Raw genomic sequence first — 22705 nt, forward strand, 5'->3', positions numbered from 1 at the left:
TGTCGTTGGTGGAGACCGGCAAGCGATTGGGCCGCTGCCCACAGGAGTGGTTGAGGGCCGTGGTCAGGGCGTGCATCGAGAAGACAGATTATCCCATCCCGGCAGAACTGATGCCGTCAACCCCGTCCTGGTGAATAGATACCAATATGAGTGGAGCGATGTGTTGCAATGGCCGACAAGGACAAGATCGACATCAAGGATGTGACCGGTGACGTCACCGGGACTTTCAATCCCAACACCTTCAAGGCGGGAGATGACAGGTTCAACCCCGGCAACCGCATCTATGTCCGCTCCCAGACCGGCTACTGGCAGCGGGTGCGCAAGGCCATGGGCTGGTTCTTCGTCGCGCTCTTTGTCCTCCTGCCCTGGCTGCGTTATGACGGCCGTCAGGCGGTGCTGTTCGATCTGGAGCACCAGCAGTTCCATATCTTCGGGGCCACCATCTGGCCGCAGGATCTCACCCTGCTGGCCTGGGTCTTCATGATCGCGGCCTTCGCCCTCTTCTTTGTGACCACCTTCCTGGGCCGGGTCTGGTGCGGCTACCTCTGTCCCCAGACGGTGTGGACCTTCCTGTTCATCTGGTTCGAGGAGAAGCTGGAAGGGGCCGCCAACAAGCGTCGCAAGCTGGATGCGGCGCCCTGGAGCGGCGAGAAGCTGGCCCGTAAGGGCGCCAAGCACCTGGCCTGGATCCTGCTGTCGCTGGGCACGGGGCTGACCTTCGTCGCCTACTTCCAGGATGTCTTCCACCTGGTACCCGATTTCTTCACCCTGCAGGCGGGAGGCTGGGTCATCTTCTGGGTGCTGTTCTTTGCCGCCTGCACCTATGGCAACGCCGGCTGGATGCGCGCCATCATGTGTATCCACATGTGCCCCTATGCCCGATTCCAGTCCGCCATGTTCGACAAGGACACCTACATCGTCGGCTATGACAGCCAGCGTGGCGAGACCCGCGGTGCCCGTGGTCGCAAGGCCGATCCCAAGGCTCTGGGGCTGGGGGACTGCATCGACTGCGACCTCTGCGTGCAGGTCTGCCCGACCGGTATCGACATCCGTGACGGTCTGCAGTACGAGTGCATCAACTGCGGCGCCTGTGTCGACGCCTGCGACCAGACCATGGAGCGGATGGGGTATCCGAAAGGGCTCATCAGTTACACCACCGAGCACAAACTGGCCCACAGTGAAACCCAGGTGGCGCGGCCCAAGCTGATTGGCTATGGCCTGGTGATGGTCGTCATGCTGGGGGTCTTCGTCTATAACGCCATGTCCATCATGCCCATGGGGCTCGACATCCTGCGGGATCGCAACCAGCTATTCCGGGAAAACAGCGAGGGGCTCATCGAGAACACCTATACCCTGAAGATCCTCAACAAGACCCTGAACTCCCAGACCTACCGGCTGGACGTGGAAGGGCTGCCGGAGTACCAGTGGTTCGGACCCCGCGAGGTGACACTGAAGGCGGGCGAGATCTATACCCTGCCGGTGAGCCTGGCGGTGGATCCCTTCAACCTGAAGCGCCCCACCCTGGACGTCCAGTTCGTGCTCAAGCGGGAAGGCGCGGCGCCGGATGACAGCAAGGGGACCTTGCGCCAACCGAGCAAGTTTATCAGCAGGTTGTGACGGCAAGGCGCACCGCCATGCACGGCAACGGCAGACAGTGGTGATAGAATGGGGCGCAACAGCGCCCCTTTTCTATGGTGGATGACATGCGTTTCAACTATTCCGACCTCAATCCCGATCTCATCATGGATGCCATCGATCTCAGCGGCTTGCGCATCGACTCCGGCCTTATCGAGCTCAACAGTTACGAGAACCGCGTCTATCAGTTTCAGGATGAGGATCGCCGTCGCTACGTGGTGAAGTTCTACCGCCCCGGTCGCTGGAGCCGGGCCCAGATCCTGGAAGAGCACGCGTTTGCTGCTCGCCTCTGTGAAACTGAGATCCCGGTCGCCGCTCCCATTGCCTTTGCCGGCGAGACCCTGCTGGAGCATCAGGGCTACCCGTTTGCCATCTGGCATAGCGTCGGGGGGCGTCAGTTCGAGGTGGACAACCTGGACCAGCTGGAGTGGGTGGGGCGTTACCTCGGTCGCATTCACAGCGTCGGTGCCAGCCATGCCTTTCATCACCGGGTTCCGCTGGATGTGGAGAGCATGCTGCACGAGCCGCGTCAGTTGCTGGCGGCAGGCGAGTGGTTGCCGAGCGGGCTGGCCAAGTCCTTCTTCGGGGTGCTGGACGAGTTGATCCGGCACGTATGCGACGCCATGACCCTGGACGTGGCGCGCATCTCCCTGCATGGGGACTGCCACCCGGGCAACATCCTGTGGCGTGACGGCCCCCTGTTTGTCGACCTCGACGATTGCCGCACCGGCCCCGCCATCCAGGATCTCTGGATGATGCTGAACGGGGAGCGTCATGAGCAGCAGATCCAGCTCGATACCCTGCTGGCGGGGTATGAGGAGTTCATGGAGTTCGACCCGCGGGAGCTGGCGCTCATCGAGCCGCTGCGTGCCATGCGCATCGTCCACTACATGGCCTGGCTGGCAAGACGCTGGGAAGATCCCGCCTTCCCCCGCCACTTCTCCTGGTTCAACACCGAACACTACTGGCGCCAGCAGATTGCGACCCTGCATGATCAGCTCGAGGCATTGAAGGCCCCGCCGCTCAGCCTGATGCCGCAGTGGTAGGGGCGCGAACCCGGCAGATCGCCACGCCACGGGGCGTCCGTTGGTGGTGTCGCCCGTACCATTGCCACAGCGGCAAGGTGCCCGTGGGAGGCGGGATGGCGGTCCCGCCTGTCTGCCTTTGCCATTGACGGCACGAGGGTGAGGCAATAGGCTTGGACTGCTTCGGTTCGCCGGGCGTGCCTCACAGTGATCCCTTAACAGGAAACGTCATGAAAAAAGTACTATTTTTCCTCGCTGCCATGCTGATGATCCCCATGGTTCACGCCGCCCCGCAATTCAAGGAAGGTGTCAACTATGATGTGGTCAGCCAGACCGGCAGCGCCCAGCCGGAAGTGATGGAGTTCTTCTCCTATTTCTGCCCGCACTGCGCCAAGTTCGAGCCGATTGCCGAGGATCTGAAGAAGAGCCTGCCGGAAGGCGTGCCGATGAAGAAGAACCCGGTGGCCTTCCTGGGCCGTGAAATGGGCCCCGAGATGCAGCGTGCCTACGCCGTCGCCAATCTGCTGAACGTGGAAGGCAAGCTGACCCCGGCCATCTTCGACAAGATCCACACCCAGCGCCAGATCCCCCAGAGCCGCGCCGACGTGAAGCAGGTCTTCGTGGACAATGGCGTGCCGGCCGAGGAGTTCGACGGTGCCGTCGACAGCTTCGCCGTCTCCGGCATGGTCTCCCAGTTCGATCGCAACACCGAGAGCTACAATGTGCGCGGTGTGCCGGCCTTCCTGGTCAACGGCAAATACATGGTGAAGATTGAATCCATCACTTCCCAGGAGCAGTTCAACCAGCTGGTGAAATTCCTGCTGGCCAAGAAGGACTGATCATTCCTGAGTCGATAAAAAAGCCCGCCGGTGCAAACCGGCGGGCTTTTTGTTTGGCGTCTCGCGGGCCTGACTCAGACCCCGACGTGGAAGGCCTGCTTGAGGTTGCGAATGAAGTCCGCATCCCGGCAGAGGGTCTTGCCCGGGCTGTCGGAGATCTTGGCGACCGGGCCGCCGTTGCACTCCATCAGCTTGAACACGATGTTCATTGGGTTGACGCCGGGCAGATCGCAGGTGAGCTTGGTGCCGATGCCGAAGCTGGTGTTGATGCGGCCGCGGAAGTGGCGCAGCAGCTCGACGGCCTTGTCGAGGTTGAGCCCGTCGGAGAAGACCAGCGTCTTCTCGGCAGGGTCGATGCCGAGCCGCTGATAGTGGCTGATGGCCTTCTCGCCCCACACCACGGGATCACCGGAGTCGTGGCGCAGCCCCTGGTAGCGGCTTGCCAGCTCGAAGTCGAAGTCACGCAGGAAGGCATCCATGGTGATGCAGTCGGTGAGCGCGATACCGAGGTGGTTGGTGAATTCGTCCAGCCAGCTGGTGAGGGCGGCACGCTGGCTGAGCTCCAGCGGGAAGCCGAGCTGCTGGTGGGCCTGGAACCACTCGTGGGCCTGGGTGCCCACCGCGGGCAACCGGTACTTCTGGGCCAGCAGGTAGTTGCTGGTGCCGCGAAACGCCGGCAGCCGCTCCTTGAGGCGACCCACCACGGCGTCTTGTACCGCGAGGGAGAAGCGGCGACGGGTGCCGAAGTCGATGAGGTTGAACTCGCTCATCTCCTCCCGGCTCAGCTCCCGCTCCAGCTTGTCGATCTTCTGATCGAGCCGCTCCAGTGCCTGGCTGACGCCGAACTGGGGATAGCGGAAGCGGTTGCGCATCTCGCTGATGATGGCGAGTACCGGAATCTCCCACAGGATCACGTCCTGCCAGGGGCCTTCGACCCGCACATTGATGCGGCCATCCTGCTCGAACACCTTGAGCAGGGAGGCGTCCAGCGGCTTGCGGCGCAGGTGGTCCAGGTAGTCGGGCGTGAAGAAGGGGCGTTCGGCCAGGAAGTCGAGTTCGGACCGGGTCAGGCGCAGGGAGCCAGCGAGGCGCAGTTGCTCCTCGATCTGGCCCATCATGGGCAGCAGATCTTCTTCGTTGCGGCTGTGGAACTCGGCGATGACGTTGGCATCCGGATAGCGATGGAACACCGCCTGCTGCATGTGCAGCTTGTAGGCATCGGTGTCGAGCAGGCTGTGGAGGATGGGAGGCATATCAGGCTCCTGTGATGAGTGCTGCGCGGGCAACGCACTCTGGCTGCATCTGTGACGGGTGGGCGCCGGTGTCGGGTGGGCAGTGGAAAATGGAAGGCATATCAGGCATCCAGCAGGCGTTGTACATCGGCCAGGGTCTGGGCCAGCTCGGCGCCGGCCTCGATCATCCGGGTGCGGGCCTGGTCGATTGTCTCGGGGGCGATGCCGCGGCAGGCATCGAGGTGGACGATGACCCGGAAGCCGGCGCGGAGCAGTTGCAGCACGCTGGTCTTGACGCAGTAGTCGGTGGCGAGGCCGCCGACCAGCACGGTCGCGACGCCGCGGGCCTGCAGGAACTCGATAAGCCCGGTGCTGCGACGCTCGGCGAGGTCGTGGTAGCAGGCGCCATAGGGGTGCAGATCCGGCTCGACCCCCTTCCAGACGAAGAAGTCGTAGTCGATGGGGGCGGGCAGGCCGTCGAGCAGCTCGAACCCAGGTGTGCCGGGCACGCAGTGGGCCGGCCAGGTGAGATCGGCATTCGCCAGAGCAAGGGGTTGCAACATGGCGCCGGGTTCGGTCACCACCCAGGGGGCGTTCGCGGGGTGGGCATCCTTGCTGCCGGTTCGCAGGGTGGCGAGGGCAGCCTGGGCATTGAGCGCCGCTACTATGGTATCCCCGCCAGCGACGGGCAGCTCGTTCGGGCAGAGGGGGGTGAATCCCTTCTGCGCATCAATATCCAGGCTGGCGATGATTCCCATGGATGGCTCCTTCACATAATATTCTTGTGATATTATCTACCAAACATTATTAGAAGGCGAGCAGGTCGACCAGGATGCCGAGAATGAGTCTGGATATGGTGGTGCTGCGGTTGCGCGAGGAGCGGCTCGAGCTGCTTCTCGAGACCCGGGATCGCCCCCCCTTTGCCCACTGCTGGCAGTTGCCGGCCCTGCGCATCGACGAGACCCGGGATCGGGATCTGGACGCGGCTCGCCATCGCCTGCTGGCAGAGTGGGGGCTGGAGCACTGCTACAGCGAGCAGGTCTGTACCCTCGGCAACCTGGAGCGGGATCCCCGCGGCTGGTCCACCACCCTCGTCTATCTCTGTCTGGCGGATCCCGATGGGGGGGCGGTGCGCGGTCGCTGGCATCCTCTGGACGATCTGCCCGGCCTGCAACTCGCCTTCGATCACGGCAAGCTGGTCGCCATGGGGCTGGAGCGGCTGCGCATCAAGAGCCGTTACAGCACCCTGCCGCTGCATCTGCTGGGGGCAGAATTCACCCTCTCCGAGGTGCAACGGGCGTTCGAGATCGTCCTGCAGACCCCCATGAACACGGCCGCATTTCGCAAGCGGCTCCACCGTGCCGACATCCTGGTGGACACAGGGCGCAAGCGCACCGGCAAGCAACGTCCCGCCATCCTCTATCGACTGGAGACCCCCTGCTGCGTCATGTTCGATCAGGTGATGCACGGTGCGGAAGCATAAGCCGATGTCTGCGAAAGCCGGATTGTCGCCCCATAGCGGGTCTGGTGCACTGGCACCTCACACAGGAAGTGAAAGCATGGGAGAGAAGGTGCTGGTGAGCGCCTGTCTGCTGGGGCAGCCAGTGCGTTACGACGGCCAGAGCAAGGGGATTGTCAGCGACTGGCTGCAGGCGCTGGGAGCCGAGGGGCGGGCACTGGCCTTCTGCCCCGAAGTGGCGGGTGGCCTGCCGACGCCACGCCCCCCTGCCGAGCGCCAGGGGGAGCGGGTGGTCACCGAAAGCGGGCTGGATGTGACGGCCGAGTTCGATCGGGGCGCCGCCCTTGCGCTGGCCCTCTGTCAGCAGGAGGGCATTCGCTTCGCCCTTCTGAAGGAGGGGAGCCCCTCCTGCGGCAGCGGTCGCATCTACAATGGCCGCTTCGAAGGGGTTTCACTGGCGGGAGAGGGCAAGACCACGGCTTTGCTGCGCCGCCATGGCATCGCGGTGTTCAGCGAGGATCAGCTGCCCGAGCTGGCCTCGGCGCTCGCCTTGGCTGCCTGCGGATCGGTCTGAGCCGCCGCATCGGCCGCCTGCCACTGCGCCAGCACGTCGTCTTTTTCCTTCCAGCGTGCGTTCAGCCACTCCTGGAAACCGCGTTTAAACTGCTTGTCGTTGAAGTAATCCCCCACCAGTTGCTCGTTCACCGGCAGCTCCTCGATCCGCACCCGGATGCGCTTCATCTTCCCCATCAGGAAATCCTTGAAGGGGGTGTCGGGGTTGTCCGGGTAGCTGATGGTGACGTTGATCAGGCTGTCAAACTGATCGCCCATGGCTGCCAGGGTGAAGGCGAGTCCTGCCGCCTTGGGGGGCATGAGATGGCGATAGCGGGAGCGGGCGGCCTCGCGCTTCTGATCGGTGAAGCGGGTCCCCTCCACGAAGTTGATGACGGTGGTGGGAATGTGGCGAAACTTCTCGCAGGCGTTGCGGGTGGTCTCGATATCCTTGCCCCGCAGATGTGGATTTCTTAACAGAAACTCTCTCGAATAGCGGCGCATAAAGGGCATGTCCAGCCCCCAGCACGCGAGCCCCAGCAGCGGGATGTAAATGAGCTCGTGCTTCATGAAGAACTTGGGCACCGGCAGCCGATTGCGAAACAGGTGGCCGAGCACCACGATATCGGTCCAGCTCATGTGGTTGCTGATGATGAGATACCAGCCATCCTTGCGCAGCCGGGTATTGTCCTCAATCTGCCAGTCGATGCGGGTAGTGAGGCGGATCACCAGGGCGTTGCAACCGAGCCACAGGCCCATGAAGCGATTGTTGAGCCGGCTGCAGGCGCGACCAAAGGCCGGTACGGGCAGCAGCAGTTTGGCCAGAGAAACCAGCAGGATCAGGCTGGCACACAGGGCGGTAAACAGTATGGTCAGGCCGGCGCTGATGAACAGCACCAGGGGGCCCGGGAGCAGGTTTGGCATGAGTGTCTTACTGCGTCTTGTCCGCCAGCAGCTTATCCAGGGTCTGGTCCTTCTCGTGCCAGATCCCGTTCAACCACTGTTGAAACTCTTGTTGGAACTCGGGGTCATTGAAGTAATCCCCCACCAGATTGCGTTCGATCGGCAGAAAGCGGACCCGAACCTTGATCTCCTTGACCCGACCGCACATGAAGTCCCAGTAGCTGGGGACGCCGCCGGGATAGGCGATGGTCACATCCACCAGCTTGTGCAGTTGATCCCCCATGGCCGCCAGGGTGAAGGCGATGCCCCCTGCTCTCGGGTGCAGCAGATGACGATAGGGTGCCCCTTGCCTGTCGTGCTTGCCGACGGTGAAGCGGGTCCCTTCCACGAAGTTCATCACACTCACCGGCATATGGCGGAAACGGGCACACGCCTTGCGCGTGGTTTCTATGTCTTTTCCCCTCAGATGCGGGTGCTTTTCCAGAAATTTTCGGGAATAACGCCGCATGAATGGGAAATCCAGCGCCCACCAGGCCAGACCGAGAAAAGGTACCCAAATCAGTTCTTTCTTGAGGAAAAACTTCAGGAAGGGGATTTTTTGATTAAAAATCCGCTGCAATACCAGTATGTCGACCCAGGATTGGTGGTTGGCAATCACCATATACCACTCATTCCGGCGCCCTTTGTCCACTCCGACCACATCGAAAGGGGTGTTGATAATGGTTTTCTGGATCAGATTGTTAAAACCTATCCAGTGGGTGGCGCAGCCGTCCAGGAGGGTGTTGCAGAGACGTCGCGCCCCCTTGAAGGGCAGCAGCAGCTTGATGAGGCCAAGCAGCAGGACGGGGACAAACCAGAACAGGGTGTTGATGAAATAGAGCAGGGTCGAGAGGCTGCCGCGCAGTCGCTCTATCAGCTTGTTGGGCATGGTGGAATCCGTCTTCGTATCGGTGGATGGCAACCAAGTGGTCAGATCTGTTGCCATAATATCAGCCGGCCCACGACTAGACCATGGTGGCGCCCTTTCCGGGTCGGGTGGTGGCTGCTGCCGTTCCCCCGCTCACTGGCCCCCGCGCAGCCGCGACAACAGCCTGTCCATGGCACGATAGCCCAGGGCTTCGATCAGATGCGCTCTCTCGATGGTGGCGTGCCCCGCCAGATCGGCGATGGTGCGCGATACCCGCAGGATGCGGTGCCAGGCCCGGATGCTGAGCCCCAGCTTCTGGATGGCACCTTCCAGAAACTCGGCATCCTGTGGCGATAATCTGCAAACATCTTCGATTTCACGACTATCCAGCAGGTTGTTGAGTTTTCCGCTGCGACTCAGCATGCGCTCTCGCGCCCCCAGCACCCGTTCGCGTATCTGCTGGCTCGATTCCCCCCGCTCCGCCTTGCCGGTCAGGCTCCCCCTGGGCAAGAGCGGGACCTCTACCGTCAGATCGAACCGATCGAGAAAGGGGCCGGAGAGCTTGCCCAGATAGCGCAGGATCTGATCCGGGCTGGAGCGGGTCTGGCCGTCGCCATAATGGCCGCAGGGGCTGGGATTCATGGCTCCCACCAGCTGGAAGCGGGCGGGAAAATCCACCTGGCGGGCGGCGCGACTGATGGTAATGTGCCCGGTTTCCAGCGGCTCGCGAAGGGAGTCGAGCACCTTGCGCTCGAACTCCGGCAGTTCATCCAGAAACAGTACCCCGTTGTGGGCGAGGGAAATTTCGCCAGGCCTGGGATGGGTACCCCCGCCCACCAGCGCCACCGCCGAGGCGCTGTGATGGGGCGTGCGATACGGCCTGTGGTGCCAGTGGCCGGCGCGGGGGGTGAGGCCGCCGATGGAGTGGATGGCGGCGGTCTGCTGCGCCTCCTGTTCGCTGAGCGGCGGCAGAATGCCGGGCAGACGGCTGGCCAACATGCTCTTGCCGGTGCCGGGGGGGCCGATGAACAGCAGGTTGTGGCTGCCGGCGGCGGCGATCTCCAGCGCCCGCTTCGCCTGGGACTGACCGATCACGTCCTGCAGATCCGGCACGTCGGGCAGGGTCTCCGCGCTCTGGGGTTCCGGCAGCGGCAGTTCGTACTGGCCCGCCAGCCAGGCGGTGACCGCCAGCAGCTGGTGGGCGGTGCGCACCTCGGCATCCTGTATGAGGGAAGCCTCCGGACCGTTCTCCCGTGGGACCAGCAGGGTGCGCCCTGCGTCGCGGCAGGCGAGCACCGAGGGGAGCACCCCAAGCACGGGGCGGATCTCGCCGGTCAGGGCCAATTCCCCTAAAAATTCGTGGTCTAGCAGGTATTTTGCGGGTATCTGCTTGGATGCGGCGAGAATGCCGATGGCGATGGCCAGGTCGAAGCGGCCCCCCTCCTTGGGCAGATCCGCAGGGGCCAGGTTGACCGTGATGTGCTTGGCCGGAAATTCGAAATTGCCGTTGAGCAGGGCGCTGCGCACCCGATCCCGCGACTCCTTCACCGAGGTTTCCGGCAACCCCACCATGTTGAAGGCGGGCAGGCCGTTGGAGAGGTGCACCTCCACCGTGACTTGCGGCGCCGCTATCCCCAGGCTGGCACGGCTATAAACAACAGCTAATGACATAAATACCGTCCTTGGTTTGATGTATATGCTGGCTAACCGTTTTTTATTAGTTTTTTGTTCCAGTTGTCAGGTTTCAGAGCAGTAAAAATCAGAGTCTTGTCAGGTAAAAAGTGCTTGCCCAATAAAAATCACCGTGCTAGTTCTAATAGCCATTCGCGGCAAGCTCCGCTCCCATTTCACAGGATTTCCGGTTGTAACTATGAACATGGCCTCCCGTTTCGTCAGCATTATTGTGGTCCTAGTGGTGATTATTATCTCACCGCTCGGGGCTCGTTTGGCTGCACGGAACAAGGGATAGACCCACCACCGGACAGAACGAAACAAGCGACCCCCGAGCCTCACGGCCTGGGGGTTTTTTTTCGACCAAAGGACAGGATTTTCCACATGAACGGCGCGCAGTTTTTGGTACAGGCTCTCAAAAAACAGGGTGTGACCCAGGTGTTTGGTTACCCGGGCGGGGCCATCATGCCGGTCTATGACGCCCTGTATGACGGTGGCCTGGCCCATCAGCTCTGCCGCCACGAGCAGGGTGCCGCCATGGCTGCGGTGGGTTATGCCCGCGCTTCCGGTCAGGTGGGGGTCTGCATCGCTACCTCTGGCCCCGGCGCCACCAACCTGGTCACCGGCCTCGCGGAGGCACTGCTCGATTCGGTACCGCTGGTGGCCATCAGCGGCCAGGTGCCCTGCGCCGCCGTCGGTACCGATGCCTTTCAGGAAGTGGACGTGCTCGGCATGTCCCTTTCCTGCACCAAGCACTCCTTCATGGTGACGGACCCGGCGGATCTGGGACGGGTCATTGCCGAAGCTTTCGCCATCGCCACCGAAGGGCGTCCGGGCCCCGTGCTCATCGACTTGCCCAAGGATGTGCAACTGGCCGCCGTTCCCTCTCAAAGCCCGCTGTTTGCCGTGGAGGAACCCGAACCCCTGAATCCGGCCGAACTGACGGTCGCCCGTACCCTGCTGGCCGGTGCCGAGCGTCCGGTACTCTACGTCGGCGGCGGGGTGGGCATGGCCAATGCCGAGCAGCAGCTGCGCGACTTTGCCGCCACCACGGGGATGCCGGCGGTCACCACCCTCAAGGGGATAGGTGCCCTCGACCCCGACAGCCCCGTTTATCTGGGCATGCTCGGCATGCACGGTACCAAGGCTGCCAACCTGGCGGTACAGCAGTGCGATCTGCTGGTGGTGGTAGGCGCCCGTTTCGATGATCGGGTGACCGGCAAGCTGGAAGAGTTTGCCCCCGAAGCCAAGGTGATCCACCTGGATGTGGACGCCGCCGAGTTCGGCAAGCGTCGCGCCGCCGATGTGGGGATCACCACGGATCTCAAGCGTGTGCTGCCCGCCCTGGCGATGACGCTGACCCTCGACCCCTGGCGCGAGCACTGCGCCACCATGGCTCGGGAATACGCCTTCCGCTACGACCATCCGGGTCAGGCCATCTACGCCCCGGCCCTGCTCAAAGAGCTTTCAAGCCAGCTGCCTGACACCAGCGTGGTGGCCTGCGACGTGGGTCAGCACCAGATGTGGGTGGCCCAACACATGCGTTTCACCAGCCCGCGCAACCACCTCTCCAGTGCCGGCCTCGGCACCATGGGCTTCGGCCTGCCCGCCGCCATCGGCGCCAAGATGTCGCGCCCCGATGACGAGGTGGTGCTGGTGAGCGGGGACGGCTCCTTCATGATGAACGTGCAGGAGCTCGGCACCATCCGCCGGGCCCGGCTCAAAGTGAAGATGGTGCTGCTGGACAACCAGCGCCTCGGCATGGTGCGCCAATGGCAGGAGCTGTTCTTCGACGGTCGCTACAGCGAGACCAATCTGTCCGACAACCCCGATTTCGTCGCCCTGGCTGCCGCCTTCGGCATTCCCGGCGAGACCATCACATGCAAGGAAGAGATAGGTCCGGCACTGGATCGCCTGCTGGCGAGCGAGAGTGCCTATCTGCTGCATGTTGCTATTTCAGAGGAAGAAAATGTCTGGCCCCTGGTTCCGCCAGGAGTCGCCAACCACAAGATGATGGAGCAACGCCCATGAACCAGCTCAATACCAGCACCCTGGAAATCCATGCCCAACCCAGACCCGAAGTGATGGAACGGGTGCTGCGGGTGGTCCGTCACCGCGGTTTCAATCTCTGCGCCCTCAACATGGAGCAGGATTGCCAACAGCTGCGGATCACGGTTACTGTCGAATCGGTACGTCCCATCCAGCAGTTGTGGAGCCAGCTGGTGAAGCTGGTGGATGTCTCCCGGGTCGATGCACTGGAACAGCAACCCCGGATCAGAGCTTAAGGAGCCAAGCCAATGTCACAGCCTTCCCAATCCGCCGCCCACCCCCAATACATCTGGTTCAACGGCAAGCTGGTCCCCTGGCAGGATGCCCAGGTGCATGTCATGAGCCATGCCCTGCACTACGGATCCTCGGTGTTCGAGGGGGTGCGGGCCTATGACACTCCCAAGGGGACCTGCATCTTCCGCCTGCAGGAGCACACCCGCCGCCTGTTCGACTCCGCCAAGATCTACTGGATGGACGTCCCCTACAGCGAGTCCGAAGTGAATGAAGCCTGCCGCACCGTGGTGCGCGAGAACGGCCTGAAGAGCGGCTACTTGCGCCCGCTGGCCTTTGTCGGCAACGTGGGGCTGGGGCTGCATCCGCCGCTGGATGCCAAGGCCGACCTCATGGTCGCGGCCCTGCCCTGGGGCGCCTACCTCGGTGAAGAGGGGTTGAAAAACGGAGTGGATGTGTGCGTCACCTCCTGGAACCGGCTCGCTCCCAACACCATCCCGACCGGTGCCAAGGCGGGAGGCAACTATCTCTCTTCCCAGCTCATCAGCCGCGAGGCCAAGCGCAACGGCTTCGCCGAGGGGCTGGCGCTGGATGTGAACGGCTATCTGAGCGAAGGGGCGGGGGAGAACCTGTTTCTGGTGAAGAACAGCGTGCTGTTCACCCCGCCCGCCACCGCCGCCATCCTGCCCGGCATCACCCGCGACACCATCATGACGCTGGCGCGCGACTTGGGTTACGAGGTGCGCGAGCAGGCGCTGCCCCGTGAGGCGCTGTACGTCGCAGACGAAATCTTCATGACCGGCACGGCGGCCGAGGTGACCCCGGTGCGCTCGGTGGATCGGATGAAAGTGGGCGCCGGTTGCCGTGGCCCGGTGACCGAGCAGTTGCAGAACGCCTTCTTCGGCCTGTTCAACGGCAAGACCGAAGACAAGTGGGGCTGGCTGACGCCGGTCAACGACTGATGAGAGCGGGGAGGCGTCACGCCTCCCCGAGTCGCTTCCGGTGAAGGCTCCCCGAGGTGCCTTCACCAGGATCGATTCCCGATCCGCGAATCACACATTCATGTTGAAAGACAATGCGCCCCAGGGGCATTCAGGGAGTAGAGACAATGCCGAAGTTGAGATCCGCCACCACCACCCACGGACGTAACATGGCCGGGGCCCGCGCCCTCTGGCGTGCCACCGGCATGACCGATCAGGATTTCGGCAAGCCCATCATCGCCGTGGTCAACTCTTTCACCCAGTTCGTGCCGGGCCACGTCCACCTCAAGGATCTCGGCCAACTGGTCGCCCGCGAAATCGAGGCGGCTGGCGGGGTCGCGAAGGAGTTCAACACCATCGCCGTGGATGACGGCATCGCCATGGGCCACGGTGGCATGCTCTATTCCCTGCCGTCCCGCGAACTCATCGCCGACTCGGTGGAGTACATGGTCAACGCCCACTGCGCCGACGCCATGGTCTGCATCTCCAACTGCGACAAGATCACCCCGGGGATGCTGATGGCTGCCCTGCGCATCAACATCCCGGTGATCTTCGTCTCCGGCGGCCCCATGGAAGCGGGCAAGACCAAGCTGTCGGATCAGATCATCAAGCTGGATCTGGTGGACGCCATGATCCAGGGCGCCGACCCCAAGGTCTCCGATGCACAGAGCGATCAAATCGAGCGCAGCGCCTGCCCCACCTGCGGCTCCTGCTCCGGCATGTTCACCGCCAACTCCATGAACTGCCTGACCGAGGCACTGGGTCTCTCCCAGCCGGGCAACGGCTCCCTGCTGGCGACCCACGCCGATCGCGAGCAGCTGTTCAAGCTGGCGGGCCAGCGTATCGTCACTCTGGCCAAGCGCTGGTATGAGCAGGACGATGCCTCGGCACTGCCGCGCAACATCGCCACCAAGGCGGCGTTCGAGAACGCCATGGCGCTCGACATCGCCATGGGCGGCTCCACCAACACCGTGCTGCACCTGCTGGCGGCAGCCCAGGAGGCGGGTGTCGACTTCACCATGGCCGACATCGACCGCATGTCCCGCAAGGTGCCCCAGCTCTGCAAGGTGGCGCCCTCCACCCAGAAGTACCACATGGAAGACGTGCACCGCGCCGGCGGCGTGGTCGCCATCCTGGGTCAGCTGGAAAAAGCGGGCCTGGTGCACGGCGATGCCCGCAACGTGCTGGGCACCTCCCTGGTGGAGCTGCTGGCCGAATATGACGTCAGCCGCAGCAATGACAAGGGGGTTCACGACTTCTACCGTGCAGGTCCTGCCGGCATCCGTACCACCAAGGCGTTCAGTCAGGATTGCCGCTGGCCCGAGCTGGATCTGGACCGCGCCGAGGGGTGCATCCGCTCGCTGGACAACGCCTACAGCCTGGAGGGGGGGCTAGCCGTGCTCGCCGGCAACCTGGCGCTCAACGGTGCCATCGTCAAGACCGCCGGGGTGGACGAGGAGAACCTCACCTTCCGCGGCCCGGCCCGGGTATTCGAGAGCCAGGAGAGCGCGGTGAGCGGCATTCTGGACGGCACGGTGAAAGCCGGTGAAGTGGTGGTGATCCGCTACGAGGGCCCGAAAGGGGGCCCCGGCATGCAGGAGATGCTCTATCCCACCACCTATCTGAAATCCATGGGATTGGGGAAGGCGTGTGCCCTCATCACCGACGGTCGCTTCTCCGGCGGTACCTCGGGTCTCTCCATCGGCCATGTCTCCCCGGAGGCGGCCTCTGGCGGCACTATCGGTCTGGTGGAGGATGGCGACATCATCAACATCGACATCCCGGCCCGCAGCATGGTGCTGGAGGTGGCCGACAGCGTGCTGGCCACTCGCCGCGCCGCCGTCTCTGCCCGTGGCTGGAAGCCGGTCGATCGTCAGCGCGAGGTCTCCTTTGCCCTGCGTGCCTACGCCATGTTCGCCACCAGCGCCGACAAGGGCGCGGTGCGCGATCGCACTCTGCTGGGGGAGTGAAGATGATGACCAGTCATGATGTGGGCGCATTGCGCGCCCTTCGCCACGAGACGGAGGAATAAGCCATGGTCTCTGCGGCGGATTATCTGCGCAAGGTGCTGCTCTCCCCCGTCTACGAGGCGGCGCGGGTCACCCCCCTGCAAACCCTGAAGAAGCTCTCCGAGCGGCTCGGCAATCACGTCAGCCTGAAGCGGGAGGACCTGCAACCGGTTCACTCCTTCAAGCTGCGCGGCGCCTACCACAAGATCGCCACCCTGACCCAGGAGCAGAAGGCGCGCGGCGTGGTGGCGGCCTCGGCGGGCAACCACGCCCAGGGGGTCGCCCTGTCGGCGGCCAAGCTCGGCATCAAGGCGATCATAGTGATGCCCAAGACCACGCCGGACATCAAGATCGACGCGGTGCGCCGTCAGGGCGGCAACGTGCTGCTGTTTGGCAACAGCTTCGACGAGGCCTATGGCGAGAGCCGCCGCCTCGCCGAGAGCGAGGGCTATACCCTGATCCCGCCGTTTGACGACGTCGAGGTGATCGCGGGTCAGGGCACCATCGGCAAGGAGCTGCTGGAGCAGGATACCCACCTCACCCATGTCTTCGTGCCGGTGGGGGGCGGCGGTCTGGCCGCCGGGGTGGCGGTCTACATCAAGCAGCTGCTGCCGGACGTCAAGGTGATCGGGGTGGAGGCGGAGGGCTCCGCCTGCCTCAAGGCCGCGCTGGCGGCCGGCGAGCCGGTCAACCTGGAGCGGGTCTCCCTGTTTGCGGATGGGGTGGCGGTCAAGCGCATCGGCGAGGAGACCTTCCGCCTGTGTAACCAGTATCTGGACGAGGTGGTGACCGTCTCCAACGACCAGATCTGCGCCGCGCTGAAAGACATCTTCGACGACTGCCGCGCCATCGCCGAGCCGTCGGGGGCCCTGTCCCTGGCCGGCCTCAAGGCCTATAGCGAGCGGGAGCAGGTGAAGGGCGGGCGGATGGCGGCCATCCTGTCGGGCGCCAATGTCAACTTCCACAGCCTGCGCTACGTGTCGGAGCGCTGCGAGATAGGCGAGAAGCGCGAGGGCATGCTGGCGGTGACCATCCCCGAGCGCAAGGGGGCTTTCCTCGACTTCTGCCGTCAGCTCGGGCCCCGCATGGTGACCGAGTTCAACTACCGCTATGCCGATGCGGTGCAGGCGTCGCTGTTCGTCTCGGTGCGCCTCACCGGCGGTGACGAGGAGCTCGGCCAGATCATCGATCAGCTCGGCGGTAACGGCTATCCGGTGGTCAACATGACCGAGAGCGAGCTGGCCAAGAACCACGTGCGCTACATGATCGGTGGCCGGCCTGCCCGGCCGCTCGGCGAGCGGCTCTACAGCTTCAAGTTCCCGGAGCAGCCGGGGGCCCTGATGCGCTTCCTCGAGACCCTGGGCTGCCGCTGGAACATCAGCCTGTTCCACTACCGCAACCACGGCGCCGACTATGGCCGGGTGCTCTGTGCCTTCGAGCTGCCGGACGAGGACGTGGCCGCCTTCCACGACTACCTGCACGAGATTGGCTACGGCTGGAAGGAGGTGAGCGACGATCCCGCCTACCGGTTGTTCCTGGCGAGCCAGGGCAGTCAGTGACGGCGGCTTGACGATCCGCGCTACGAGATGAGAAACGAAGAGCCCGGCTCTTCGTTTTTTTATGGGCGACGTTCCAACCCCCCATGATTGGGGGCACGGTGGTCGATAATGTCGCCAATATCACACTCCTGAGGCTCTGGTCGTTTGAGGCTGGTTGCAGATGGGATAATCTGAAGACGGGGCTTGGATTCGGGGCCCCGTCAGGGAAGAGAGGCGCAGTCGCGTCATAACAATTCATTGCAGGGGCTCATCCATGAACAGATCTATGCTCGCCGTCCTGATCGGCGCTCTGATGGCAACGGGGACGGTGCAGGCTGCCGCCCAGGACAACACCTGGTACGCCGGTGGCAAGGCCGGCTGGTCCAGTTTTTACGGGGTGGATTACGACGATCAGGTCAAGGATCTGCTCGATACCTATGATCCGGACAAGGATCACAGCGACCTGGGCCTGGGGCTCTTCGCCGGTTATCAGGTCAACCGGAACGTGGCGATCGAGCTGGGTTACGACTGGCTCGGCAAGTACCAGGTGGATCAGCGCTTCTCGGGCAACGGTGTCGATGCGGGTCTGAATGGGGAAGCCAAGGCCCAGATGATCCAGGCCACCATGAAGATCGGCTTCCCGGCGACCACGGCGCTGGACATCTATGGTCGGCTGGGGGGCGCCTACGCCTGGACGGAGAGCACCATAGATGCCTGGGCCAACGACGGCACCACCAATCTCACCGAGTCGGGTGGGGGCAAGTACCACGGTGCCGCCTTCGTGGGGGCCTTGGGGGTGGAATACGCCATCGACAAGGACTGGGCCGCCCGCCTCGAATACCAGTACACCACGCCGCTCGGCAAGACCTCGCTGGATGAGTCCGGCATAGAGATGGACAACGGCCTGCTGTCGGTCGGCATGCTCTATCGTTTCGGCCAGATAGGCGACGAGCCGGTGGCGCCGACCCCCGCGCCCGAGCCTGCGCCCGCCCCGGCTCCCGTGCTGGTTGAGAAGCAGTTCAACCTGGATTCCGACGTGCTGTTCGAGTTCAACAAGGCGACCCTGAAGCCCGAAGCCAGCCAGGCCCTGGACAACCTGTTTGCCCAGATCCTGGCCGCCAATCCCAAGGACGGGGTGGCGACCGTGATCGGCCACACCGATCGCATCGGCTCGGAGGCCTACAACCAGTCCCTCTCCGAGCAGCGGGCCCGTACCGTGGCGGATTATCTCATCGCCAAGGGGCTGTTTGCCGACAAGGTACGCGCCGAGGGGCGGGGCGAGTCTTCCCCGGTGACGGGGGGCAGTTGCCCGGATGGCGCCAAGGCGCAGATGATCGCCTGCCTGGCCCCGGATCGCCGGGTCGAGGTGCGCCTGACCGGGGTCTCCCAGATCGCCGAATAAGCCATCTTTGCCTTGCTATTAAACAACGAGGGGGCCTTGGCCCCCTCGTTGTTTATGTGGTTGTGAGCCGTGACGTTTGCAGCCGCCTGGCGCAATGGCTCACCATGATCAGCAGCAAGGCGCCGGGCAGCACTGTTTGCCAGAGGAAAGGCCAGGACTGGGTGGTGAGCAGGATCAACAGTGGATTGGCTCCGGCGGGTGGGTGGATCAGCCCCAGTCCCTGCATGAGTGCAATGGACAGGCCCACACCCAGCGCCAGCTTGAGTTCCATCGGTAGCGGGAGCAATTGCACCACCAAACCCACGGTGGCCGATAACAGGTGGCCTCCCAGCACGTTCTGCGGACGGGCCAGCGGACTGTCCGGCAGGGAGAAGAGCAGCACACAGCTTGCCCCGAACGGTGCCATCAACAGGGTCGACTGCCAGCTCATGTCCAGCCAGCCGAGCAACATTATGGCCAGGCAGGCACCGAGCCCTGCCAGCCAGGCACTTCGCCATCGTCTTGTTTCCATCTCCTGTCTCCTTGTCTGTGCCGGATCACTTGATCCAGCCTGCGACATTAGGTAGACAGATCGGTGTACTTCAAGAGGAAAGTCACCATGAGCGACAAACGGCAACAGCTGATGACGACAGCCTATCGGTTGTTCAATCGTCACGGCTTTCACGCCACCGGCATCGATCGCATCTGGGCCGAGGCAGGCAGTACCAAACGCACCCTCTATCGCCACTTCCCCACCAAGGATGCCTTGATCGAAGCGGTGCTGATGGCGCGGGATGCGGAGTTCTTTGCCCTGCTCGATGCCAGGATGGATGGGGTGTCGGGACGGGAGGCCAGGTTGCTGGCACTGCTCGATGGCTTTGCGGACTGGTTTGGCCGCAGCGACTTCTACGGCTGCAACTTCATCAACGCGAGCGCCGAGTTCTCCGATCCTCGCCACCCGGTGCGCAAGCTGGTGGTGGCCCACAAGCGGGCGTTGCTGAACTGGGTCAGGAAGGCCCTCGAATGCACCGAGGTGCAGGCCACCGGGTTATGCCTGCTGCTGGAAGGGGCCGTGGTGATGGCCCACAGCTATCAGCAGCCCCTGGCTCTGGAACAGGCCAGGGTGTTGGCGGAGGCCGTGCTGGCTGAGCCGCGCTAGTTCAGTTCCGTGGGGTCGATATCCAGGCTCCAGCGCACCCGCTTGGTCTCGGGCCACCCCTCCAGCTCCTTCACCGCCCAGTCGAGCAACTGGGCCAGCGGTGCCCGGCTGGGCCCCTGCACCAGCAGCTGCATGCGAAACTTGCCCGCCTTGCGCTCCATGAAGCCGCTGATGGGCCCCAGCACCTGCACCTGGGGATAGCGGGCGCTGCGCAGGGTATCGGCGAGACGACTGAGGAACAGCTGTACCTCGTCGCGGCCGTTGGCCTCGGCCCGGAACAGCCCCTGATGGCTGAACGGTGGCAGCCCCAGCAGGCGGCGCTCTTTCAGCGCCGTGTCGGCGAAGTGGCCATAGCCGTTCTGGGTCAGATCCTGCAGCAGGGCGTGTTCGGGATGGTGGCTCTGCAGCACCACCAGCCCCGGTTTGCTGGCGCGACCAGCCCGGCCCGCCACCTGGGTGTAGAGCTGGGCCAGTTTCTCGGCGGCGCGAAAATCGGCGCTGAACAGGGCGCCATCCACATCCAGCAGGCCCACTAGCGTCACGTCCGGGAAGTGGTGGCCCTTGGCCAGCATCTGGGTGCCGATCAGGATCTTGTACTTGCCCGCCTTGATGTCGCCGAGGTGCGTCTCCAGCTCCCCCTTGCGGCGGGTGTTGTCCCGGTCGATGCGCACCACCGGATATTGGGGAAAAACGGTGCCAAGCAGCTGCTCCAGCTGTTCGGTGCCGACCCCGGAGCCGATGAGCTCGTTGCTGCCACACTCGGGACAGTGGTGGGGCAGCGGGCGCACGCTGTCGCAGTGGTGGCAGTGCAGCCGCCGACCGGCCTGGTGCCAGGTGTACCAGGCGTCGCAGCGCTCGCAGGCGGCACTCCAGCCGCACTGGTGGCAGATGAGTGCCGGCGCATAGCCGCGGCGGTTGAGAAACAGCATTACCTGGTTGCCCGCTGCCAGATGCTCGGCCATCAGCTGTTCCAGCTGGGGGGAGAGCCCCGCCTGCAGCCGTACGTTCTTGATGTCCAGGATCACCTGGCGAGCGGTCTGGGCGTTGCCGGCGCGGCGAGTGAGAGTGAGGTGGTGATACTTGCCGCTGCGGGCGTTGTGCAGCGTCTCCAGCGACGGGGTGGCAGATCCAAGCAGGATGGGAATGCCGGCGCGATGGGCCCGCATCACCGCCAGATCCCGCGCGTGGTAGCGAAAGCCGTCCTGTTGCTTGAAGGAGCCGTCGTGCTCCTCGTCGATGATGATGATGCCGAGGTCCTTGAACGGCGTGAACACCGCGGATCGGGTGCCGATCAGAATGGCGGCACCGCCGTCGCGGCAGGTGAGCCAGGCATCGAGCCGCTCCCTGTCGTTCATGGCGGAGTTCATCGCCACCACGGGCACGTTGAAGCGGCGGCGAAAGCGGTTGATGGTCTGGGGGGTGAGGCCGATTTCCGGCACCATCACCAGCGCCTGCTTGCCAGCCTTGAGCAGGGGCTCGAGGATGCTGAGGTAAACCTCGGTCTTGCCGGAGCCCGTGATGCCGTCCAGCAGGAAGGCACCGAACTTGTTGCTCTGGCTGGTGACGGCGGCCACCGCCAGCGCCTGCTCGCCGTTGAGGCGCAGCCCCTCACCCGGCTCGAAGCGGGTGGCCCAATCGCCATCATGGCTCGGCTCCAGCGAGCGCTTTTCCAGCAGTCCCTTCTTCTCCAGCGCGGTGAGGGCCGCGCTCTGGATCTCCTCCTGTTTGAGGGCGGAGGGGGTCTGCGGCCCCTTGCGCAGCAAGGCGAGGGCCTGCTGCTGCTTGGCCGCCCGCTTGAGCTCGTTGAGGTCGATGGCCATGCCCGCATCGGTAGCAAACCAGAACTCCAGCTCCCGATAGGCGGCGGGCTCCCCCTTGCGCACCAGCACCGGCAGGGCGTGGGGCAGTACCTCCCCCAGCGGGTGCTGGTAGTAACCGGCGCTCCAGGCCATCAGCGCCAGAATGTCGGGCCCCAGCACGGGGGCGCTGTCGAGCACCCTCTTCAAGGGCTTTAATTTGTTGCGGGGGACCAGGCTCTCGGTCGGGTGATCCACCACCAGACCGACCAGGGTCTGCGGGCCGAACGGGATCTCGACCCGGCAACCGGGGGCAGGCAAGGGCAGGGGAGAGAGATAGTCGAAATGACGGCGTAACGGCACCGGCACAGCCACACGAACCAGATCCAGCGTTTGGGAAGAATTCACCAGGGGTTGCCTATTTTTTCTGCGAAGCCACTTGCCTGATCTCAGGCGTTTCCTATATTATTCGCAGCCTTTGAAACTGTGTTCAACAATCGTGTGGTGTCCGACAAGAGATCGGATGGCGACACGGCCTGATAATTGAGGTTGTCCATGAAAGCTGGTATCCATCCTGACTACGTAGCCATCACCGCCAAGTGCTCTTGCGGTAACGTCATCAACACCTTCTCTACCATCGGTAAAGATCTGAACCTGGACGTGTGCTCCGAGTGCCACCCGTTCTACACCGGCAAGCAGAAAGAAGTTTCTAGCGGCGGCCGCGTAGACAAGTTCAACAAGCGTTTCGGTGGCTTGACCTCCAAGAAGTAATCTTGCTTCTGAAGAATTCTGAAAAAGGCGCCCATCGGGTGCCTTTTTTATGGCGCTGTCCCAATTATGTGTTGGAAGGCTAATCTGGAAGTAGGTCATCACCGCGAGGACCTTCATCATGGATACGCCAGCCTTCCAACACCTGTTGTCCCTCTTTCCATTACTTACTCTGCGTCAGCGCCGTGTCGCTCAGCATGAGCTCGCCGCTCCACACCCGATTACGTCCCTCCATGCCCAGTTACCCACATGCTGCGGCTGTCCCCACTGCCAGGCGGATGCCACCCAGCTGGCCCCCTGGGGCTGGAGCCGTGGGCTGCGTCGTTACCGTTGTAAGCAGTGTCGGCGAACCAGCTCCCTCCTCACCAAGACGCCTTTGGCCAGATTACGTAAGGCTGAGCATTGGGAGGACTACGCCCAGGCTTTCATCGACGGGCTCACTGTCCGCCAGGCCGCCGTCCGCTGCGGTGTTTGCAAGAACACCGCCTTCTTGTGGCGTCACCGCTTCCTGAAGGCGATGGCAAACCACCAGGCAACACGGGAAGAAGGCATTGTGGAAGTGGATGAAACC

General features: G+C 63.4%; 21 protein-coding genes. 14 read left to right on the plus strand and 7 right to left on the minus strand.

The features are described 5' to 3' along the window. The first annotated feature begins 168 nt into the window (after window positions 1-168). The 3 genes from ccoG to J9892_RS20870 all read left to right on the plus strand — a co-directional run bounded on the left by ccoG (window position 169) and on the right by J9892_RS20870 (window position 3499). Entirely contained in the window at window positions 169-1617 is a 1449-nt protein-coding gene (ccoG, locus tag J9892_RS20860) for a cytochrome c oxidase accessory protein CcoG (RefSeq protein WP_010676097.1), read from the plus strand. A gap of 74 nt (window positions 1618-1691) precedes the next feature. Beyond that, entirely contained in the window at window positions 1692-2681 is a 990-nt protein-coding gene (locus tag J9892_RS20865; RefSeq protein ID WP_041214223.1) for a serine/threonine protein kinase, read from the plus strand. Window positions 2682-2890: 209 nt separating this feature from the next. Then, complete coding sequence (locus J9892_RS20870; protein ID WP_010676095.1) at window positions 2891-3499, plus strand: thiol:disulfide interchange protein DsbA/DsbL; 609 nt, start codon at window positions 2891-2893, stop codon at window positions 3497-3499. Between the two features lie 74 nt (window positions 3500-3573). Here the strand turns inward: J9892_RS20870 and pncB are convergent, their stop codons facing one another. Together pncB and J9892_RS20880 are read right to left on the minus strand one after the other, a co-directional pair. Continuing rightward, a complete protein-coding gene (pncB, locus tag J9892_RS20875) occupies window positions 3574-4752 on the minus strand; it encodes a nicotinate phosphoribosyltransferase (protein WP_210538870.1) in 1179 nt (392 codons plus the stop codon). A gap of 101 nt (window positions 4753-4853) precedes the next feature. Then, complete coding sequence (locus J9892_RS20880; protein ID WP_210538872.1) at window positions 4854-5489, minus strand: nicotinamidase; 636 nt, start codon at window positions 5487-5489, stop codon at window positions 4854-4856. Window positions 5490-5563: 74 nt separating this feature from the next. On the opposite strand from J9892_RS20880, the gene J9892_RS20885 reads away from it, so the two are divergent. Further along, window positions 5564-6214: a DNA mismatch repair protein MutT gene (locus J9892_RS20885; RefSeq protein ID WP_029314880.1), complete on the plus strand. Its 651-nt coding sequence runs from the start codon at window positions 5564-5566 to the stop codon at window positions 6212-6214. A gap of 76 nt (window positions 6215-6290) precedes the next feature. Then, the gene (locus J9892_RS20890) at window positions 6291-6764 is read left to right on the plus strand and encodes a DUF523 domain-containing protein (protein WP_210538874.1); all 474 of its coding nucleotides are present in this window, start codon (window positions 6291-6293) and stop codon (window positions 6762-6764) included. On the opposite strand, the gene J9892_RS20895 is transcribed toward J9892_RS20890, so the two are convergent. From J9892_RS20895 to J9892_RS20905, 3 genes are all read right to left on the minus strand, one after another. Then, window positions 6710-7666 (minus strand): acyltransferase, encoded by a 957-nt coding sequence (locus J9892_RS20895; RefSeq protein ID WP_210538876.1) that lies wholly within the window; start codon window positions 7664-7666, stop codon window positions 6710-6712. The two genes, J9892_RS20890 and J9892_RS20895, sit on opposite strands and share 55 nt — an antisense overlap. A 7-nt stretch (window positions 7667-7673) precedes the next feature. After that, a complete protein-coding gene (locus J9892_RS20900; RefSeq protein WP_039039683.1) occupies window positions 7674-8573 on the minus strand; it encodes an acyltransferase in 900 nt (299 codons plus the stop codon). A 132-nt stretch (window positions 8574-8705) separates the two neighbouring features. Beyond that, window positions 8706-10223 carry a YifB family Mg chelatase-like AAA ATPase gene (locus J9892_RS20905; RefSeq protein WP_052815775.1) on the minus strand — a complete coding sequence of 506 codons (1518 nt, stop codon included), beginning with the start codon at window positions 10221-10223 and terminating at the stop codon, window positions 8706-8708. 384 nt (window positions 10224-10607) lie between these two features. On the opposite strand from J9892_RS20905, the gene ilvG reads away from it, so the two are divergent. The 6 genes from ilvG to ompA all read left to right on the plus strand — a co-directional run bounded on the left by ilvG (window position 10608) and on the right by ompA (window position 18432). Then, window positions 10608-12254: an acetolactate synthase 2 catalytic subunit gene (ilvG, locus tag J9892_RS20910; RefSeq protein WP_039039681.1), complete on the plus strand. Its 1647-nt coding sequence runs from the start codon at window positions 10608-10610 to the stop codon at window positions 12252-12254. Next, window positions 12251-12508: an acetolactate synthase 2 small subunit gene (gene ilvM, locus J9892_RS20915; RefSeq protein WP_010676086.1), complete on the plus strand. Its 258-nt coding sequence runs from the start codon at window positions 12251-12253 to the stop codon at window positions 12506-12508. The genes ilvG and ilvM overlap by 4 nt, the downstream gene beginning before the upstream one ends. A 12-nt stretch (window positions 12509-12520) precedes the next feature. Then, entirely contained in the window at window positions 12521-13465 is a 945-nt protein-coding gene (locus tag J9892_RS20920; protein WP_113069234.1) for a branched-chain amino acid transaminase, read from the plus strand. A 146-nt stretch (window positions 13466-13611) separates the two neighbouring features. Beyond that, the gene (ilvD, locus tag J9892_RS20925) at window positions 13612-15453 is read left to right on the plus strand and encodes a dihydroxy-acid dehydratase (RefSeq protein ID WP_210538879.1); all 1842 of its coding nucleotides are present in this window, start codon (window positions 13612-13614) and stop codon (window positions 15451-15453) included. A gap of 65 nt (window positions 15454-15518) precedes the next feature. After that, window positions 15519-17051 (plus strand): threonine ammonia-lyase, biosynthetic, encoded by a 1533-nt coding sequence (gene ilvA / locus J9892_RS20930; RefSeq protein ID WP_182787193.1) that lies wholly within the window; start codon window positions 15519-15521, stop codon window positions 17049-17051. 253 nt (window positions 17052-17304) lie between these two features. Further along, the gene (ompA, locus tag J9892_RS20935; RefSeq protein ID WP_210538881.1) at window positions 17305-18432 is read left to right on the plus strand and encodes a porin OmpA; all 1128 of its coding nucleotides are present in this window, start codon (window positions 17305-17307) and stop codon (window positions 18430-18432) included. Window positions 18433-18484: 52 nt separating this feature from the next. Here the strand turns inward: ompA and J9892_RS20940 are convergent, their stop codons facing one another. Continuing rightward, the gene (locus J9892_RS20940) at window positions 18485-18880 is read right to left on the minus strand and encodes an HPP family protein (protein WP_174213895.1); all 396 of its coding nucleotides are present in this window, start codon (window positions 18878-18880) and stop codon (window positions 18485-18487) included. Window positions 18881-19030: 150 nt separating this feature from the next. On the opposite strand from J9892_RS20940, the gene J9892_RS20945 reads away from it, so the two are divergent. After that, window positions 19031-19570 carry a TetR/AcrR family transcriptional regulator gene (locus J9892_RS20945; RefSeq protein WP_069652400.1) on the plus strand — a complete coding sequence of 180 codons (540 nt, stop codon included), beginning with the start codon at window positions 19031-19033 and terminating at the stop codon, window positions 19568-19570. On the opposite strand, the gene priA is transcribed toward J9892_RS20945, so the two are convergent. Next, complete coding sequence (gene priA, locus J9892_RS20950; RefSeq protein WP_210538883.1) at window positions 19567-21774, minus strand: primosomal protein N'; 2208 nt, start codon at window positions 21772-21774, stop codon at window positions 19567-19569. The two genes, J9892_RS20945 and priA, sit on opposite strands and share 4 nt — an antisense overlap. Before the next feature lie 147 nt (window positions 21775-21921). Between priA and rpmE the strand changes: the two genes are divergently transcribed. Together rpmE and J9892_RS24830 are read left to right on the plus strand one after the other, a co-directional pair. Next, complete coding sequence (gene rpmE / locus J9892_RS20955) at window positions 21922-22137, plus strand: 50S ribosomal protein L31 (protein WP_010676078.1); 216 nt, start codon at window positions 21922-21924, stop codon at window positions 22135-22137. A gap of 118 nt (window positions 22138-22255) precedes the next feature. Beyond that, a partial coding sequence (locus J9892_RS24830) for a helix-turn-helix domain-containing protein (protein ID WP_349237053.1) occupies window positions 22256-22705 on the plus strand: 450 nt, incomplete at its 3' end.

It is taken from the genome of Aeromonas sp. Prich7-2 (genome assembly GCF_017939255.1).
Taxonomy (GTDB): Bacteria; Pseudomonadota; Gammaproteobacteria; order Enterobacterales; family Aeromonadaceae; genus Aeromonas; species Aeromonas caviae.